General features: G+C 69.5%; 19 protein-coding genes and 2 pseudogenes. 7 read left to right on the forward strand and 14 right to left on the reverse strand.

Annotated elements, in window-relative coordinates; genetic code table 11:
* A partial coding sequence (locus ITP53_RS29480) for a DUF6444 domain-containing protein (protein ID WP_328816151.1) occupies window positions 1–550 on the reverse strand: 550 nt, incomplete at its 3' end.
* A 204-nt stretch (window positions 551–754) separates the two neighbouring features.
* Between ITP53_RS29480 and ITP53_RS29485 the strand changes: the two genes are divergently transcribed.
* Complete coding sequence (locus ITP53_RS29485; protein ID WP_195898724.1) at window positions 755–1555, forward strand: SAM-dependent methyltransferase; 801 nt, start codon at window positions 755–757, stop codon at window positions 1553–1555.
* 20 nt (window positions 1556–1575) lie between these two features.
* Here the strand turns inward: ITP53_RS29485 and ITP53_RS29490 are convergent, their stop codons facing one another.
* Window positions 1576–2439 carry an SDR family NAD(P)-dependent oxidoreductase gene (locus tag ITP53_RS29490; protein ID WP_195898725.1) on the reverse strand — a complete coding sequence of 288 codons (864 nt, stop codon included), beginning with the start codon at window positions 2437–2439 and terminating at the stop codon, window positions 1576–1578.
* 228 nt (window positions 2440–2667) lie between these two features.
* Between ITP53_RS29490 and ITP53_RS29495 the strand changes: the two genes are divergently transcribed.
* The gene (locus ITP53_RS29495; protein WP_195898726.1) at window positions 2668–3501 is read left to right on the forward strand and encodes a helix-turn-helix domain-containing protein; all 834 of its coding nucleotides are present in this window, start codon (window positions 2668–2670) and stop codon (window positions 3499–3501) included.
* 69 nt (window positions 3502–3570) lie between these two features.
* On the opposite strand, the pseudogene ITP53_RS57990 reads toward ITP53_RS29495, so the two are convergent.
* Window positions 3571–3849: pseudogene (locus ITP53_RS57990) on the reverse strand (peptide chain release factor-like protein); the annotation flags it as partial.
* Between ITP53_RS57990 and ITP53_RS59470 the strand changes: the two are divergent.
* Window positions 3788–3919: a hypothetical protein gene (locus tag ITP53_RS59470; protein WP_268961173.1), complete on the forward strand. Its 132-nt coding sequence runs from the start codon at window positions 3788–3790 to the stop codon at window positions 3917–3919. The pseudogene ITP53_RS57990 and the gene ITP53_RS59470 overlap by 62 nt on opposite strands.
* A gap of 148 nt (window positions 3920–4067) precedes the next feature.
* On the opposite strand, the gene ITP53_RS29505 is transcribed toward ITP53_RS59470, so the two are convergent.
* Both ITP53_RS29505 and ITP53_RS29510 read right to left on the reverse strand, forming a co-directional pair.
* Window positions 4068–5216, reverse strand: coding sequence for an RNA ligase RtcB family protein (locus tag ITP53_RS29505; RefSeq protein WP_328816154.1), 1149 nt, complete (start codon window positions 5214–5216; stop codon window positions 4068–4070).
* A gap of 274 nt (window positions 5217–5490) precedes the next feature.
* Window positions 5491–6261: an SAM-dependent methyltransferase gene (locus ITP53_RS29510; protein ID WP_195898728.1), complete on the reverse strand. Its 771-nt coding sequence runs from the start codon at window positions 6259–6261 to the stop codon at window positions 5491–5493.
* 372 nt (window positions 6262–6633) lie between these two features.
* Between ITP53_RS29510 and ITP53_RS29515 the strand changes: the two genes are divergently transcribed.
* A complete protein-coding gene (locus ITP53_RS29515) occupies window positions 6634–6945 on the forward strand; it encodes a hypothetical protein (protein WP_195898729.1) in 312 nt (103 codons plus the stop codon).
* A 37-nt stretch (window positions 6946–6982) separates the two neighbouring features.
* Here the strand turns inward: ITP53_RS29515 and ITP53_RS29520 are convergent, their stop codons facing one another.
* Window positions 6983–7402: a hypothetical protein gene (locus ITP53_RS29520; RefSeq protein WP_195898730.1), complete on the reverse strand. Its 420-nt coding sequence runs from the start codon at window positions 7400–7402 to the stop codon at window positions 6983–6985.
* A gap of 19 nt (window positions 7403–7421) precedes the next feature.
* Window positions 7422–7646, reverse strand: coding sequence for a glycoside hydrolase family 12 protein (locus ITP53_RS29525; protein ID WP_207756582.1), 225 nt, complete (start codon window positions 7644–7646; stop codon window positions 7422–7424).
* A gap of 368 nt (window positions 7647–8014) precedes the next feature.
* Between ITP53_RS29525 and ITP53_RS29530 the strand changes: the two genes are divergently transcribed.
* Window positions 8015–8986 (forward strand): EamA family transporter, encoded by a 972-nt coding sequence (locus tag ITP53_RS29530; RefSeq protein ID WP_195898731.1) that lies wholly within the window; start codon window positions 8015–8017, stop codon window positions 8984–8986.
* Window positions 8987–9253: 267 nt separating this feature from the next.
* Window positions 9254–10720 carry a Gfo/Idh/MocA family protein gene (locus ITP53_RS29535; RefSeq protein ID WP_195898732.1) on the forward strand — a complete coding sequence of 489 codons (1467 nt, stop codon included), beginning with the start codon at window positions 9254–9256 and terminating at the stop codon, window positions 10718–10720.
* Between the two features lie 261 nt (window positions 10721–10981).
* Here the strand turns inward: ITP53_RS29535 and ITP53_RS29540 are convergent, their stop codons facing one another.
* On the reverse strand, window positions 10982–11119 hold the full coding sequence (locus ITP53_RS29540) for a hypothetical protein (protein WP_195898733.1): 138 nt from the start codon (window positions 11117–11119) through the stop codon (window positions 10982–10984).
* A gap of 18 nt (window positions 11120–11137) precedes the next feature.
* On the opposite strand from ITP53_RS29540, the pseudogene ITP53_RS29545 reads away from it, so the two are divergent.
* Window positions 11138–11902, forward strand: a pseudogene (locus ITP53_RS29545) (CocE/NonD family hydrolase C-terminal non-catalytic domain-containing protein); the annotation flags it as partial.
* Between the two features lie 14 nt (window positions 11903–11916).
* On the opposite strand, the gene ITP53_RS29550 reads toward ITP53_RS29545, so the two are convergent.
* The 6 genes from ITP53_RS29550 to ITP53_RS29570 form a co-directional block, all read right to left on the reverse strand.
* Complete coding sequence (locus ITP53_RS29550) at window positions 11917–12486, reverse strand: cysteine hydrolase family protein (RefSeq protein ID WP_195898735.1); 570 nt, start codon at window positions 12484–12486, stop codon at window positions 11917–11919.
* 31 nt (window positions 12487–12517) lie between these two features.
* Entirely contained in the window at window positions 12518–12799 is a 282-nt protein-coding gene (locus ITP53_RS29555) for a hypothetical protein (RefSeq protein WP_207756575.1), read from the reverse strand.
* Window positions 12754–12993 carry a hypothetical protein gene (locus ITP53_RS56265; RefSeq protein WP_207756576.1) on the reverse strand — a complete coding sequence of 80 codons (240 nt, stop codon included), beginning with the start codon at window positions 12991–12993 and terminating at the stop codon, window positions 12754–12756. Before ITP53_RS56265 ends, ITP53_RS29555 begins: the two co-directional genes overlap by 46 nt.
* Before the next feature lie 61 nt (window positions 12994–13054).
* Window positions 13055–14443 (reverse strand): amino acid permease, encoded by a 1389-nt coding sequence (locus tag ITP53_RS29560; RefSeq protein WP_207756577.1) that lies wholly within the window; start codon window positions 14441–14443, stop codon window positions 13055–13057.
* A 22-nt stretch (window positions 14444–14465) separates the two neighbouring features.
* Window positions 14466–15599: an aminotransferase class V-fold PLP-dependent enzyme gene (locus tag ITP53_RS29565; RefSeq protein WP_195898736.1), complete on the reverse strand. Its 1134-nt coding sequence runs from the start codon at window positions 15597–15599 to the stop codon at window positions 14466–14468.
* Window positions 15600–15751: 152 nt separating this feature from the next.
* Window positions 15752–15976, reverse strand: a complete 225-nt coding sequence (locus ITP53_RS29570; RefSeq protein WP_195898737.1) for a hypothetical protein — start codon at window positions 15974–15976, stop codon at window positions 15752–15754.
* Between the last annotated feature and the right edge of the window lie 24 nt (window positions 15977–16000).

Here is a 16000-nt window from a genome sequence, read left to right on the forward strand (position 1 = left end):
CGACCGGCGCGGCGCTTACTCCCGCCGGGCGTGCGGCGGTGTGCACCCGGCCGCACCGGCAGGCGACTGTGTGCAGGTTGTGCTGCAACCGCCGGGCCACTACCAGCGGGATCTCGATCTGCTGGTGAGCGCGGGTCACCCCCAGATCGGCCGCCTGGCCGAGATCGGTCCCGCACCCACACGCACCTTGCGGATAGTGATCGATGATGTCGCTGTCGGCCACCTCGTCCGACCAGGCCAGCGCTTTGCCCTCGGCGCCGGGCTGCTTACCCGGCCTGCGCCGGCCGGTGTTGCCGGCCGTGCGGTCCTTCGGCCTCTTACGGCCGGGCAGGTCGTCGGCCGAGGGCGGCATGCCCGAGTTCCCGCTGTTACGCGACAGGAGCCGTTCCAGTCGAGCCACCCGCTCACGCAGCTCCGCGTTCTCGGTGCGGAGCTGGGCGTTCTCCTCTTCCAACACCGCCACACGCGCCCGCAACGCGCCGTTCTCGGCCATGAGAGCGCGCGTCAGAGCAATCAGCTCCTCGCGGGACATCTCCTCCAAGCCGGACACCGGAAGATCACATCATCATCCAGACAATCGATCAAAGTGACGGACAGTCACGCATCCAGCCGTATCGTCACCCGGTGCGCATGGCGTGAATGCTTACGAGCGGCGTTGCTCTGAACGTGTTCCACAGATCGACATAGATCATCAATTGTCGCTACGCTCCCAAGGGCAGGGCACGGCGCTTGTAACGGGCTACGAGGTGAGTTTGTGGCTGAGACACCGCAGCGGGAGTTCAAACCCGACGTCGCGCACAACGCGCGCGTATGGAACTACTGGCTGGGCGGGAAGGACAATTTCCCCGCCGACCGCGTGGTGGGCGATCAGGTCCGTGACATGTTCCCCGCCATCGTGGACGTGGCCCGCGCCGACCGGGAGTTCCTTGGGCGAGCCGTACACCATCTGGCCGGCGAGGCCGGCATGTGGCAGTTCCTCGACATCGGGACGGGCCTGCCCACCGCGGACAACACCCACGAGGTCGCCCAGCGGGTCAACCCCCGGGCGCGGATCGTCTACGTGGACAACGACCCCCTGGTGCTCGTGCACGCGCGCGCCCTGCTCACCGGCACCGAGGAAGGCGCGACCGACTACATCGACGCCGATCTGGACGACCCGGACACCATCCTGCGGGAAGCCAGGCGGACACTCGACTTCTCGCAGCCGGTGGTGATCATGCTGCTGGGCGTCGTCAACTTCATCAGCGACACCGATGAGGCGCGGCGGATCGTGAAACGTCTGCTGGAGGCGGTGCCGTCGGGCAGCTACCTGGCGCTCACCCATCCCACGATGGACATAGGAGGCGGGTCCAACGCCGAGGCGCTGGATTTCTACAACGCCCACGCCACACCGCAGATCACCGCGCGCGGCGAAGCCGAGCTGTCCGGCTTCCTCGACGGGCTGGAACTGCTCGAACCCGGTCTCACGTCGTGCTCGCTGTGGCGGGCCGAGGAGACGCCGTTCGGCCCTCCCGAGCCCGTGGCGCAGTACGGCGTGGTCGCCCGTAAGCCCTGACCGGACGCCGTCGGCAGGGCTCAGGCGGGGAGGCCGACGAGACGTGCGCTGTCGCGCCACAGCCGTTCGACGCGTTCCTGGTCAGTGGTGTGTGGCGCGGTCTCGACGGCCCGGCGCTTGACGAAGAACTCGCCTGTCACGCCTTCGACCTCGGCGGCCGTCGCCAGCCACAGCGGGGTGTCGGCGCCGGTGGCGGTCCCGGCCGCGATCAGGCCGCAGAGTGCGCCGAACACCTTCAGCGCGCCGCGATCGTGCCGGTTGAGGTGGCCGCCCTTGATGATTCCCGGATGCGCGCCGTTCACGGTCGTGCCTGTGCCGGCGAGCCTGGACGCCAGTGCGTACACGAACATCGCGTTCATGTTCTTGGTACGTGCGTAGGCGACGAACGGGCGGAAGCTGGGCGGCCAGCCGAGCCCGCGTCCGGCCTCCAGATTGAGGTCGTCGAGATCGACAGGGACGCGTGTGAGCCCGCCCGGGGAGGCGCCGACGACGACGAACCTGCGGGGCTCGGCCGTCGGACGTTCCGCGAGGCGGCGCAGCAGCAGGTATGGGGCGAGGTGGTTCGTCACGAGCGTCCGGTGGAACCCGTCGGGGGTGCGGTCGTCGAGCGGGGCGATGACCGCGGCATTGCTCACCACGATCGACGGCATGCGCTCGCCGAGCCGATCCGCGAGCGCCCGTACCTCGGCGAGGTTCGCGAGATCGACCGGCTCGGTCTCGAGGTTCGCGCCCGGGACGGCGTTCTCGATGCGGGCTTGCGCCGCCTTCAGCCGGGTGCGGTCGCGCGCGACGAGGACGACGCTCGCGCCGGTGCCGGCCAGCCCGGCCGCGATCTGCTCGCCGATCCCGCCGCTGGCGCCCGTGACGACGGCGAGATCGCTCATCGGCCCGCTCCTTCGAACGGAAGTGGCGCGCGCGGGCGGTGAACGAGGCTGAGGTCGATGCGTGCGATGACGTCGGACGTGAGCGCCGGCGGCGCGGGACTCCGCGGCTCGACCGCGGCCGTGACGGGGATCGGAGTTGGCATGCCTCCACGATCGGGGACGCCGGACGCGGCTCCCAGGTACCCGCAGTACCACCCGGCACGGAGCACGGGGTGGCACCCTGGTGTCATGGCCTCCGGTGAGCTCCCCCGAGCGTTGCGCTCATGGCGCGACCGCGTGAGCCCGGCCGACGTCGGGCTTCCCGACGTCGGGCTGCGGCGCACCACCGGGCTGCGTCGCGAAGAGCTGGCCGCACTCGCCGGGCTTTCTGTCGACTATCTCGTCCGGCTGGAGCAAGGCCGGGCGAGGAACCCGTCGACGCAGGTGCTCGCCGCACTCGCCCGTGCGCTCCGCCTCTCGGCCGCCGAACGCGACCTGCTCTACCGGGTGGCCGGCGTCCAGCCGCCTCCCACCGGTGTCGTGCCGCGGCGCATCGGTCCGAGCACCGCCCGCATTCTCGACCGGCTCGTCGACACCCCCGTCGCGGTCTTCACCGCGAGCTGGGACCTCGTCCACGCGAACCCGCTGTGGAACGCCCTTCTCGGAGTCACCGAAGCGGCGACGTCCCGGCACGGCAACCTCGTGCGGCGCCACTTCATGGGCGTCCCGAGCCCCGTCGTGCACACCGCGGAGGAGCACGACCGGTTCGGCCGGGAGCTCATCGGCGACCTGCGTCGCGCGTCCGCGACCTACCCGGACGACCGCGAGCTCAGCGCCATGGTGGCCGACCTACGCGATACCAGCCCGACGTTCGCGAAGCAGTGGGACGACTTCGCGGTCATGCCCCGGACTGCCGAGCGGAAGACGATCGACAGTCCGGCGGTCGGCCTCGTCACCCTCGACTGCGACGTGCTGGCGACCCTCGACTCCGACCTGCGGATCGTCGTCTACACCGCCCGCCCGCACAGCGAGGACGCCGGCAAACTCGACCTGCTCCGCGTCGCAGGAAACCTGGAAACCTGACAACGACCCCGCCGTGAAGCGGGCGGTGGTGACGGCGCGCCCCGCCACCTCGTCGCCGTGCTCGATGCGCTCTCGCAGCAGCCGCATGGCGATGCGGCGGTTGAGGCCGAACTGCCGCTCGGTGTCGACCACGACGACGATCCCCGAGGGCCGGTGGGTCGCGCGAACCGCCGTGCTGGCCTTGTTTCGATGTTGACCGCCGGGGCCGCCGGTGCGGCAGGCGACGACGTCGACGTCTGCCTCCGCGAACGTCGTGCGCGGGGTGCCGAGCTGGCACGGTTGGGCGATGACGTACCAGTTCTTGCGGCCGGTGCTCGCCCGGTACGGGCTGGGGGCCTGCCAGCACAGAGTTCCGGTCCACGAGGCGGCGAACGCCTCGGCGCCGGCTCCCGCGATCCGGATCACGACCGATCGGTAGGTGCCGGGCCGGTCACCGGGAACGGTCTGGGCCCGATGGGTCTCCAGATCCAGCCGGGTGGCGTCGGCTTCCAGGCGGTGCAGCAGCCGGCCCAGCGCCCAGGCACACTCCTGCGGGCCACGCCCGGCCGACAGCAGCAGGTGGACGCTCACGATCGGCCTCGCTTGCGGCGGTGGTCCCGGCGATCTCTTCCAGGCGTGGACCCGAGGTCGGCCGTCTTGTACGTGACCAGCGGGATCGTGGTGGCCACGGGCGTGGCCAGGTCATGGTCGACGAGGTCGGCGATCACCTGCTCGATGCGCTTGTAGGCCGTCGGCGCCTCCTCGAAGAGCAGCTGGCGGTCGCCGCACACCACCAGCGACCCCATCGGTGTGCGGCGCAGCTCCTCGACCGTGTGCTTGGCCCGCCCCCGGCGCAGGGCGTCCGCGCGCGACATCTTGCGGCCCGCGCCGTGCGCCACGGAATGGCCGGCGTCCGGCCCGGCGTGGGCGGCCACGAGGTAGGAATGGGTGCCTCGCGTACCGGCGATGAGCACGTCGCGGCCGTCGCCCGGCGCCGCCCCCTTGCGGTGCAGGTAGATCCCGTCGCGGAGCTCGACCAGGTTGTGGCACTGGTCGACGAGCGGCTCGGTGGGCTCGGCCCCCAGGGCATGGGCGACCCGGGCGGCCATCAGCCGCCGGTTGAGCGACCCCCAGCGTACGGCGTCGTCATGCATCGCCAGGTAGGCCGCGGGATCATCGGCCGGGCCCGCGCCGTGGACCGCGGTGTGCGCCCGCAGGATCCGTTCGCCCAGCCCTCGGGAACCGCTGTGGACGATGAGCACCAGGTCGCCGGCGTCGAGTCCGAGACGGCTCGCGTGGCCGGGCTCGAAGACGGTCCCGATCCGCGCCAGCTCGACGAAGTGGTTGCCCCGGCCGACCGTCCCGAGGCCCTCGACGTGACCGGCGGGGATGTCGCCCTTCACCACGGCCCAGGCCGGGTCGTCGGCGTCCCGCTCGGGCTCCAGGGCGCGATCGAGATCGGGGAACCGGGCGGCGAGCTTCGCGGGTTCGGCGCGCTTGAGCTTGATGGGGAACACGGCGATGCCGCAACCGATGTCGGAGCCCACCAGGAACGGGTACAACGTGGTCGACGCCATGGCGGCGCCGATGGGGGCGCCCTTGCCTGGGTGCAGGTCCGGCATCGCGGCGACGTGCTTCATGCCGTCGAGGGCGGCCACCTGGTGGCACTGCGCGAGGGCATCGGACTCGATCCAGCTCGTGGCGGAGGCGAACACGGTGACGGTGGCCGAATCCACAGCCGGCGGGGTGTGTTGCTGAGACAAAGACGCTCTCTTTTGCTGAGACAGGGTATGGGCGGTCGGCATTCACGGCGTGAGCACCGTGACATCTCGAAGTAGCGGGGTGCTGTCCGTCAGAGCCTCATGGAAACCACGTTCCCTGAGCCCACCACGCGAGGCAACCGGTTTTCGGCCGTACGGGACGATCGATGCCGCCACCCGTCTCCGCCATGATCCTCTTGCCCTCCGGACCGGCGAAGCAACCGGTACACGTCGAGATAGAAGCCGGAAATCAGGAAATCCGGCCCACCCCGCCGACCACGCGCAGGTCGATCCGGCGCTCGGAGTCGTCGTCGGGACGCCACATGTGCACGTCCACGACGCCCGGATCGAGCAGTTCGACCCCATCGAACAGCGCCTGGATGTCCTTGGTCGGCCGCAGTTGGAGAGGCGCGGCCGAGCTCGTGTTCGCCTTCCTGATCCGGTCCAGCGTCGGCTTGCTGACCTCCTCGAACGTCGCGTGCGAGATCACCAGCAGGCTCCCGGGCGCGAGGCGCTCCCGGAAGGCGGCCACCACCCGGCGCGGGTCCTCCTCGTCGTTGACGAAGTGCAGCACCGCGATGAGGACCAGGGCGACGGGCCGCGACCAGTCCACGATCGAGGCGATGTCGGCGATGACGCGCTCAGTCTCGCGTACGTCCCCGGCGACGATGTGCACGCCCTCACCCTTGACGAGCGCCCGGCTGTGGGAGAGCACGACGGGGTCGTTGTCCACGCCGACCACGGTCACGCCCGGGTTCACACCGGCAGCCACCTCGGCGACGTTGGGGGAGGTGGGAATGCCGGTGCCGACGTCCACGATCTGATCCACCTGGCCGGCGCAGAAACGTACGGACCGCCACATGAACCGCCGGTTCGCCCAGGCCAGCTCGCTCCCTTCCGGGAACACCTGCATCACCTGATCGGCGTAGGCGCGGTCGGCTTCGAAATTATCCTTGCCGCCCAGGACGTAGTCGTAGACCCGCGCGGGCGAGGGCTTACCGGCATTGAACTCGATCGTCACGGCGACTCCGATGCGGGGATGGGGGGCTTGTCAGCAATCGACAACAACCACCCTGCCCGAAGATCCTCGCCAGAACAACGGATCTTGATCACGACGGCCCAGCCGGTTGTCAGGTCTCGTCGGTCCGCGCGGCGATGTTGCCCGTGAGTCGCCGCAGCAGCGTCATGGCCTGCTCCGACTCCTCGTCGAGATGGAGCTTGGCGTCCAGGCTCCTGAACTCCTCCTGAGCATCGAACTCGGCGGCGGGGGTCTGACGCGGCCTCCCCCAGAGGCCGCGTCAGACCGTTTGCCCGTGGTAGAAGCTGGATACACTGAGTAGCTAGTCGCTACAGAATGTGACAGGTCTGATTGGCCCTTCCGAAAGGAGATCCCATGCGATCCATCCCCGCCGTCCTGGCCGCGTCCGCCGCCGTGGCACTCGCACTCCCCTGTGCGGCCCCCGCCTTCGCCGCGCCGAGAGGCGTCACCATCACGTCGTCGGACGGCCACGAGCAGACGTTCGAGAATCCAAGCCGCGGCAAGTGCTACACCGGTGGCTTCGGGACCGACAGCACGCTCACGAACAGCACCCAGGGGACAGTACTGATCTTCCCGGATCTGAACTGCATGACTCGGATCTTCCTTCCCGTGAAACCAGGCGACTCCAGACATTCCAACGTCCGCAGCTTCATGCCGCTGGAATGACCCGATCTCACCCGGGCCTCTTTCATGGTGGGGCGGGTCAGCCGCGACCGGCCCGCCCCAAGCAGATCACCTGGTCATGACCTTCGCCGAGTGGACCGGAGGCTCGCGGCAGGTCACCGAACACGCTCTCCCAGTCGCGGACGAGCTGAGCGATGCCGTCACCCGGCTCGGTCTGCTCGATGCGGCGCAGTTCAAGCGCCTGTGGTGGATCGCCCTGAACAGCGACCTGGTCGACATCCACGAGGACGAGCTGACAGCCGGGATCGGCCCAGCGCGAGCGCTCCTGGATCAGGGCAGCGACGAGGACGCGCTGAAGGTCTGGTCGGATATCGCCCACGCCTTGACCACCGTCGATGCCGACGGGACTGATCTCGATCCTCGCCTGGTAGTGATCCTGCGGTTGTTCAGCCATCGCGAGGCGATGAGGGTCGACGAGCCGCAGGAGATCCTTGCGCACCTGGAGCAGGCTGGGCTGATCAAACGGTCGGGCCCGATGGCGTCCTTGACCGCCACGGAGCGGTAACGTCGTTCGAGCAGGCACCGCTGCCCCAGATGTTGTTGTAAAGGGTGTAGCCACCGTTGGTCCAGGTGGCCCACTGGTCCGACGAGGACCAGACGGCGGCCTGGGCGGGCTGAGCGAGCACCCCGATGAGCACGACGAGCATGGATGCCGGGGCGAAGAGACGGAACATCCTGAGCATGATCTCCCTTTCCGCTGTTGTCCGTCGATGGCGGGCGACACTTTGTCGAAATCGTGAATCGAAGCGCTTCGACGAAATTCCAGCGCGACCGAGACCGGTTTCAACGGGAAGCGGTGTCACCGTAAGGCCGGATCCGACCAGAGGAAACACCGGCGCGAAAGAAATCCTCACCACCGCAGGTCAAGCGACGAGCAGGAGCCTGATCGACGTGAAAGTTTCCTTGCGTGGTCGCGGAACAAAGCGTGGGTCGGCTCGCTGAGCCGCCGACCCACGTCGTGTCCGGACAGTCTTTATCCCGTTGCGCCCGGGATGTCGGATCTGTGAGTGTCAAGTCCGCTGGACGGTAATTGCGGCGTAGGTGGTGTGGGATGAGGTATGCGGGCCTGGCGCTCGCCTTCATGTCCTCGTGGTGTTTCGCCTTCTCGGGGCCGATGGCCAAGTACCTCATCACCGCCGGGCTGACGCCGATCGAGGCCGTGTGGACGCGGATGGCGGGGGCGGGGCTGTTGCTGCTGGCCGTGCTGGCCGTGATCAGGCCGCGGACATTGCGGATCCCGCGCTCCAGGCTGCCGTTCTTCGGGCTGTATGCGGCCATGGCGGTGGCCGGGGTGCAGTCGCTGTACTTCGTCGCGATCACGCGGCTGCCCGTGGGGATCGCCTTGCTGCTGGTGTACATGGGGCCGGTGATGGTGGTGACGTGGGTGCGACTCGTACGGAAGGTAAGGGTCGCACGGTCCGCGTACGTCGGGGCGGTCGTCGCGGTCGTCGGCCTCGGGGTCGTCATCGAGGCGTGGCAGGAGGTACGGCTGGACGCGCTCGGCCTGGTGCTGGGGTTGCTGGCTGGGGCGTGCTCCGCCGGATATTTCCTGATGAACGATAGCTTCAAGGACGACGTGGACCCACTCGGGCTCATCGCCTGGGGGACGACGGGGGCGGCCGTGGTGCTGATCCCGTTCGCGCGACCCTGGAATATCCCTTGGGAAGCGTTCACGCTGTCTGTCACGCCCGCCGCTGGTGGCCGGACGTTGCCGGTGCTGGTGGCGTACCTGTGGATGGCGTTGGTCGCGACCGTGGTGGCGTACATCCTGGGAGTGAACGCCGTGCGGCGGCTCTCAGCCGCCGTGGGCGCCACCGTGGCGTCGCTGGAAGTCATCGGCGGGGCGGTGGTGGCCTGGGGGCTGGTCGGGGAGGCGCTCGGCGTGTTCCAGATCGTGGGCGGGCTGATCCTTTTGTCCGGCGCGCTCCTCGCCCAGACCGCCACCGGCTCCGCCCCTGCCGTCCAGCCGTCACGGCCTTCCGCTCGGGTCCGCGCGATCACGCACAAAAGTAGCGGTGAGTGACGGGATCATCGGGCCGGCCTGATGAGGACGCGCAGCGTCAGCCGTGCGGGCCCCGGTCGTCGAGGCCGGAGTAGACGAAGGCCGTCCGGCACGAAGGGAGCGAAGCCCCGCCCGCGTGGATCGCCACGAGTGGCGGGCGCTCACCCGATTGACATTGGTTGAACGTGCACAGATGATCGCAAGTGCACGTAATCCGTAGGAAAGCGACTGTTTCGCTCAGGAGTGATCAGCTTGCCGTCTCACGTGCCCTCCGACGTACCTCCCCACGTGACTCCCCCCAAGCCCTCCGACCTCCCCCCAGACGCCGGAACCAACGGAGCCGGCCCCAGCCGCCGCGACCTCTTCAGGAAGGGGGCCGGCGTCGGCATCACCGCGGGTCTCGCCGCCGGCCTGACCGGTTTCGCCGGGCTGCCCGCAGTGGCCGACGACTCGACCGGCCGGGAGCCTCCCCGAGGCCGGGAAAAGACCATGACCGACGTGCCCTTCGAGGGGTTCGACACCGTCCGGGTGGCGATCATCGGGCTGGGCAACCGCGGATCGGGGCAGCTCCCGCTGTTCTTCCCGATCCCCGGCACGCGGATCACCGCGCTCTGCGACATCCGTCCTGAGCAGGTGAACCGCGCCGCCGACCTGGTGGAGGCCGAGACCGGACAGCCCCGCCCTGCGACGTACAGCAACGGCGAGGAGGACTATCGCAACCTCGTGGCCCGCGACGACATCGACCTGGTCTACGTCGCCACGCCGTGGGAGTGGCACCACCCGATGGCCAAGGCCGCGATGCGGCACGGCAAGCACGTCGCCGTCGAACTCCCGATCGCGACACAACTCGACGACATCTGGGACCTCGTACGCACCTCCGAGCAGACGCGCAAGCACTGCTGGCTGATGGAGAACTGCAACTACGGGCGCGAGGAACTGCGTGTCCTGTTGATGGCCAAGCAGGGGCTGTTCGGCGACCTGCTGCACGGGTCCGGGGGCTACATCCATGACCTGCGCAACCCGTACCTCTTCCACGGCGCGTACTACCCCGAGGGCTGGCGCCGCCAGTGGCACACCCGGATGAACGCCAGCCACTACCCGATGCATGGCCTCGCCCCGGTCGGCGCGTGCATGGACATCACCCGCGGCGACCGCTTCCACCGGCTGGTGTCGGTGGCGTCGCCGGCCCTGGGCCTCGCGCTCTACCGCAAGGAGCACATGCCGCCCGACCACCCGTCCTGGCAGGACGAGTACATCTCCGGCGACCGCAACACCTGCTTCATCGAGACCGTCAACGGCCGGTTCCTGCGCGCCGAGCACGAGGTGGTGACCCCGCACCCGTACACGCGGGCCAACACCCTGGTCGGCACCCGTGGCGGCTGGTCCGGCGACCCGCAGCGCATCTACCTGGAAAGCCTCGGGCACACCGACCACACCTGGCGGGACTTCAACGACGACTTCCAGCAGTACGACCACTGGCTGTGGACCGACATCGGGCCCGGTGAGGGCGGCCACGGCGGCATGGACTACATCTCGCTGTGGCGGACCATCCAGCTCATGCGGCTGGGGCTGACCCCCGACATCGACGTGTACGACTCCGCGTCGTGGTGCTCGGTGGTCCCGCTGAGCGAGCAGTCCCTCAAGATCGGCAGCCGATCGGTCGCGGTGCCCGACTTCACCCGCGGTCACTGGAAGAAGCCCCGCCCCGGCCTCTCCCGCGAACGCCCCAAGCAGCACGTCCCCGCCCGCGTCTGACCCCCGTGCGCGTGTGGTCGGCCCCGCGGTCGAGGCCGCGGGGTCAGCGCCATCGTGGCGAGCTCGCGGTTGGCGTCTCGTAGCCGGCGCCGGACGCCCAGGTTCCTTTGACGCGGCGCCCAGCCGGCATGTAGGTGTGCCGTCTACCTTCCCGCCCATGAAAGGTCACTTCTGGGCGGCGCTCGCGCTGCTCGGCCCCCTCCATCCGGCGGAGCCCCCGTCCCTTCCCGTACATGACGAGCAGACCCAGCCGGCCTTCTCCTACAGCGAGGCGGTGCGCGAGACGGTGTTCGTCGAGGCGCCGATGGACAGCGACCACGACGGCCGCCACGACAGGATCGCCGTGGACGTCCTCCGCCCGGCCGAGACGGGGTCCGGGCTGAAGGTCGCCACCGTCATGAAGGCCACCCCCTACACGGCGTGTTCTCGGAATGGTACGACGAGTACTTCGTACCGAGGGGTTACGCGGTGGTCGAGGCGGCGGTTCCGGGCACGGGCGCCTCGGAGGGCTGCCCCACGACCGGCGCGCAGGTGACCGTCCAGCGCCAGGACGGCGCCTGGGAGACCTCGTCCGACTGGCCGTACGAAGGCACGAGGCCGGTGCGGATGTGGTTCGGCCCGGCCACCCCCACCGCCGCGGGCACGCTGCGCGGGACGCCCGCCGCCCGCGACGCCGCCCAGTCCTTCACCGACGATCCGGCCCAGACCGAGGCGACGATGATCGCCGCCCCGGAGGCCGCCGCCCCTCACCGGTTGGCCTACCTCGGTGAGCCCCTGGCGGAGGCCGTACACCTGTCGGGCACGGCCGAGGTGCGGGTGCGCGTCACGTCCAGCAGCTCCAGCAGCCCGCTCACCGCGCTTCTGGTGGACTACGGCCCGGCGACACCGCAGGCGGCGGCCAATGCGTCCGAGGACAAGCCCCCGCCCCAGGTCCTGCCGATCGTCACCCGCGGCTCCATCGACGTCAAGAACCGCCATTCGCTCACCGAGCCCAGCCCGCTCCGGCCGGGGCGGACGTACCCGGTCAGATGGCGCCTGCACGCCACCGACTACGTGTTCCCCGAGGGGCACCGCATCGGGCTCGTGATCGTGGCCAACGACCGGGAGTACATCACCCCCGACCCCGCCGCCGGCTCCGTCACCCTTGACCTGGCCGGAAGCAGCCTGACACTCCCACTCTGAAAGGCAGCTCGCTGTCAGGTCGTGACCGTCTTGGTCCATTCGTCGATCGTGACGACGTCCGCCTGCCGGGGGAACACCTTCTCGGTGAGCACCCGGTGCACCTCGGCGTCGCCGTCCAGGCAGCCGTCCGCCAGCACGGTCAGGCCGAAGTCGAGGTCGGCGGCCTGCCGTAGCGTCGACAGCACCACACCGCTGGTCGCGATCCCGGTCAGCACCAGCGAGTCGATCTCGGCGGCGCGCAGCACCATGTCGAGGTCGCTGCCCGCGAAGGCGCTGACGCGTTTCTTGGTGACGATCGGTTCCCCGGGGCGCGGTGCCACGTCGGGGTGCACCTCGGTGGCCCGGTCGTCGGCGAACCCGCCGCCGGCCGAGGCCCTCGCGGCGATCGCACCGAACGCCTTGTTGCGCGGGCTGACCTCCGGGTAGCCCTTGCGGAACCCGACGACCACGTAGATCACCGGAATCCCGGCGCCGCGGGCCGCGTCGATCGCCCGGCGCAGCCTCGGCAGGTAGCCGGGGTCGTCGCCGAAGCGCTCGACGACGGCCCGTTGCACGTCCATCACGAGGAGGGCGCTCTTCGCCATTGTGCTTTCCTTTCGAGTAAGGGACGGGCGGCTAGTCCGCCCGCTGGTGCCGGCCCCGCAGCGCCGAAGCCACCGCCGAGATCAGGGCCATGCTCGCGGCCACGCTGAACACGATCACCAGGCCGTGGTGGAACGCACCGGAGACCAGGTTCGGGAAGAACTCGAAGCCGGTCAGCACGTCGCGCTGCACCGCCGACAGGTGGGACAGCGTCGGGCCGAGCAGGTGCTCGATGGGGTTGTCGCCGAGGAACGTCGCGAACAGCGTGCTCACCGGCGGCAGCGAGGCCAGTCGGTGCGCGGTGTCGGCCGGCACGCCGGCAACAGCGCGAACGCCGGGTAGGAGAAGTTCACCGGCACCAGCAGCAGGCCGACGAACGCCCCCGCCATCACGACCAGCCCGGTCGTGGAGAACAACCGGGCGCCGAACCGGTCGAGCAGCGGCATGAGGTCGGGAATCCCCTGCATCGGGACACCCGGGGGCGTTTCGACCGGTTTGTCCAATTGCATGGATAGTAACAATAGACTTGTTAGTTCAGCTAACTAACGTCGGGGTCCCAGAACGGCGTTCTCACAGGTCCGGAGACCGAACCGGTGACTTCGCGCGGCGCGAGGTGATGACGTACGCCGCGCTGACGATCACGAAGAACGGGACACCCGCCCACCACGCCGGCCGCAGCGGCTCGATGAACAGCGTCGAGACGAGCACGGCGGCGAGGAAGAGCATCACCACCACCGACGTGACGGGCGCGCCCCAGAGCCGGACCGGCGACGGCGGCAGGCCCTGCGCGGCGCGGGCGCGCCGGAAGGCGTGGTGTGTCACCAGGATCAGCAGCCACACCACCAGCGCGCCGAACACCGACACGCCGAACAGCGCCAGGTACGCCTCGCTCTCGCTGGCCGCGGAGACGCCCGCGGCGAGCGCCAGTCCCAGCGCCGACAGCGCGAGCGCGTTACGCGGCACGCCGGCGGCGCTGAGCCGGCCGGTCCAGGCGGGGGCGTACCTGTTGGCGGCGAGCGAGTGCATCATCCTGGTGGTCAGGTAGAGGTTCGTGTTGGCGCTGGACAACGCGGCGGTCAGCACGACGAAGTTCATGACGGTCGCCGCGGCCGGGACGCCGGCGGCCGAGAACACGCCGACGAAGGGGCTCTCGGTGACGGAGCCGCCCTGGGCGGTGGTGGTCCACGGCACCACGGTGAGCACGATCGCGATGGCGAGCACGTAGAAGAGCGCCAGCCGGGTGATCATGCGGCGGGCGGCGCGCGGGATGTCGCGCACCGGGTTCTCCGACTCGGCGGCGGTGACCGAGACGACCTCGGTGCCGATGTAGCTGAACAGCACGAACACCATGGCCAGGAACAGCCCGTTCATCCCGTTGGGCAGGAAGCCGCCGTGCGCGGTGAGGTTCGAGACGCCGGTGGCGGCGGCGTCGGGCAGGCCGACGGTGACGAGGACCACGCCGAGCAGGATGAACACGATGATGGCCACCACCTTGATCATCGCGAACCAGTACTCGACCTCGCCGAACAGCTTGACCGCGGCGGTGTTCACCACCAGCACGACGACCGAGAAGACGACGACGGGCAGCCACAACGGCAGCGACGGCCACCAGAACTGGACGTAGATCCCGGCCGCGATGACCTCACCGCCGATGGCGATGACCTGGATCGTCCAGTACGTCCAGCGGATCACGAACCCGGCCCACGGGCCCAGGTACCGGTGCGCGATGACTCCGAAGGCGCCGGCCTCGGGGTGGACGACGACCATCTCGGCCAGCGACCAGCCGATCACCAGGGCGACGGCGGCGCAGATGACGTAGGCGACGATGGTCGCGGGACCGGCCTGGGAGATCGCCAGGCTGGAGCCGAGGAACAGGCCGGTGCCGATCGCGCCGCCCAGTCCGATCATGGTGAGCTGACGCCCGGTCAACCGGCGCTGCAGTCCGGATTCGTTGTCCACAAGAGACCTCTCGGGGGGGTGATCAGCTCCCGCGGCAGGCGCTGATGGCTTCGACGACCGCGTCCACGTCGGACCGGTCGTTGTAGTAGTGGAAGGACAGCCGCAGCAGGTCGCCCCGCGGCGCGGTCCAGATGCGGCGCTCGGCCAGCCTGGCGGCCAGCGCGTTCGGGTCGTCGTCGGCGATGGCCACCTGCGGGCCGCGCGCCCCTGCCGGGCTCGCCACCCGCTCGCCGGCCGCCGTCAGCCGCTCCGCCAGCTCCTCGACGAGGGCGGACACATGCTCCTGTACGGCACTCAGGTCGACCCGCTCGATGAGGTCGAACCCGGCGTTGGCCGCGTAGGCGGACGGAACGGGCGGCGTGCCGGTCTCGAAACGCCGGGCGTCGCCCGGGAAGTCGAGCAGCCGGGGATCGAACGCGAACGGGTCGGTCCGGCCGAACCAGCCGGTGAGCTCGGGCTCGCGCTGCTGCTCCATGCCGCCGCGAACGTAGAGGAACGCGATGCCGGGCAGGCCGAGCAGGTACTTGAGCGATCCGGACACCAGGTAGTCACAGCCGAGCCGCCGCACGTCGATCGGGGTCACGCCGGTGCCCTGGTAGGCGTCCACGAACACGCGCGCGCCCTGGTCGTGCGCCAGCCGTACGACGTCCTCGACCGGGAGGCGGGCGCCGTTGCGGTAGGTGTGCAGCGGCACGGACACCAGGTTGACGGTCTCGTCGATGACCTGCTCGTACGCCTCGGCCGCCACGTTCTCGCCGGTGTCGGCGGCCACCCTGATCTTCGCGCCGCGCCGGCCCTGGGCCAGCCACACGTGCGCGATCGACGGGAACTCCAGGTCATTCGTGACGATGCCGGGACGACCCGACCAGTCGAGCGACGAGGCGGCCTGGAAGGCGGCCTCCGAGGCGCACGACAGCACGGCCACCTCGCCGGGCTCGGCGCCGATGAGCCGGGCGAACCGCTCCCTGGCCCGGCCGACCTCCGCCATCCACGGCCCCCACGGGGCGCCCTCGTCCCGCATCGAGTGGCCGATCTCCTGGAGCGCGTACGCGAGCCGCGACGACAAGGCGCCCTGGCTGCAACTCGCCAGGTGCACCGAGTCGGCCAGGGAGGGGAACTCGGCGCGGAACTGAGTGGCGTTCAACATGTACGACATTTCGGGCATCTTATCGACCCGGGCCGGAGAAAAGGTGTCGCACCCACGAACACGGGCGCGACCTTCCGGCGCCTGGTCGGCACTACGCCATGACCTGCGGGATCTCGATCAGTGTGGTGGTGGATCCCTCGCCTGCTAAGGTCTCCGGATCTCTAGTCGTAGATTCGCCACTGCATTCCGTTCTTGCCATGTTCGAGCGCGAGCGTTCCCTCCGCCGTTGGCGGGGTCCCGTCGAATGCTTCGATTCTGAGCATCATGTCATCGAATCTGGCCTGCGTTTCCGCCGCCGCGAGAGAATGATCCTTCTCGAACAGGTACAGCACCCTCTCTTTTGTATCGAAGAAAAGTGCCGACGCAGCTGGATTGCGTTGTGTCATCGCATGTCTCCTAGAGCCCAACGA

It is taken from the genome of Nonomuraea cypriaca, from assembly GCF_015645445.1.
Lineage (GTDB): Bacteria > Actinomycetota > Actinomycetes > Streptosporangiales > Streptosporangiaceae > Nonomuraea > Nonomuraea cypriaca.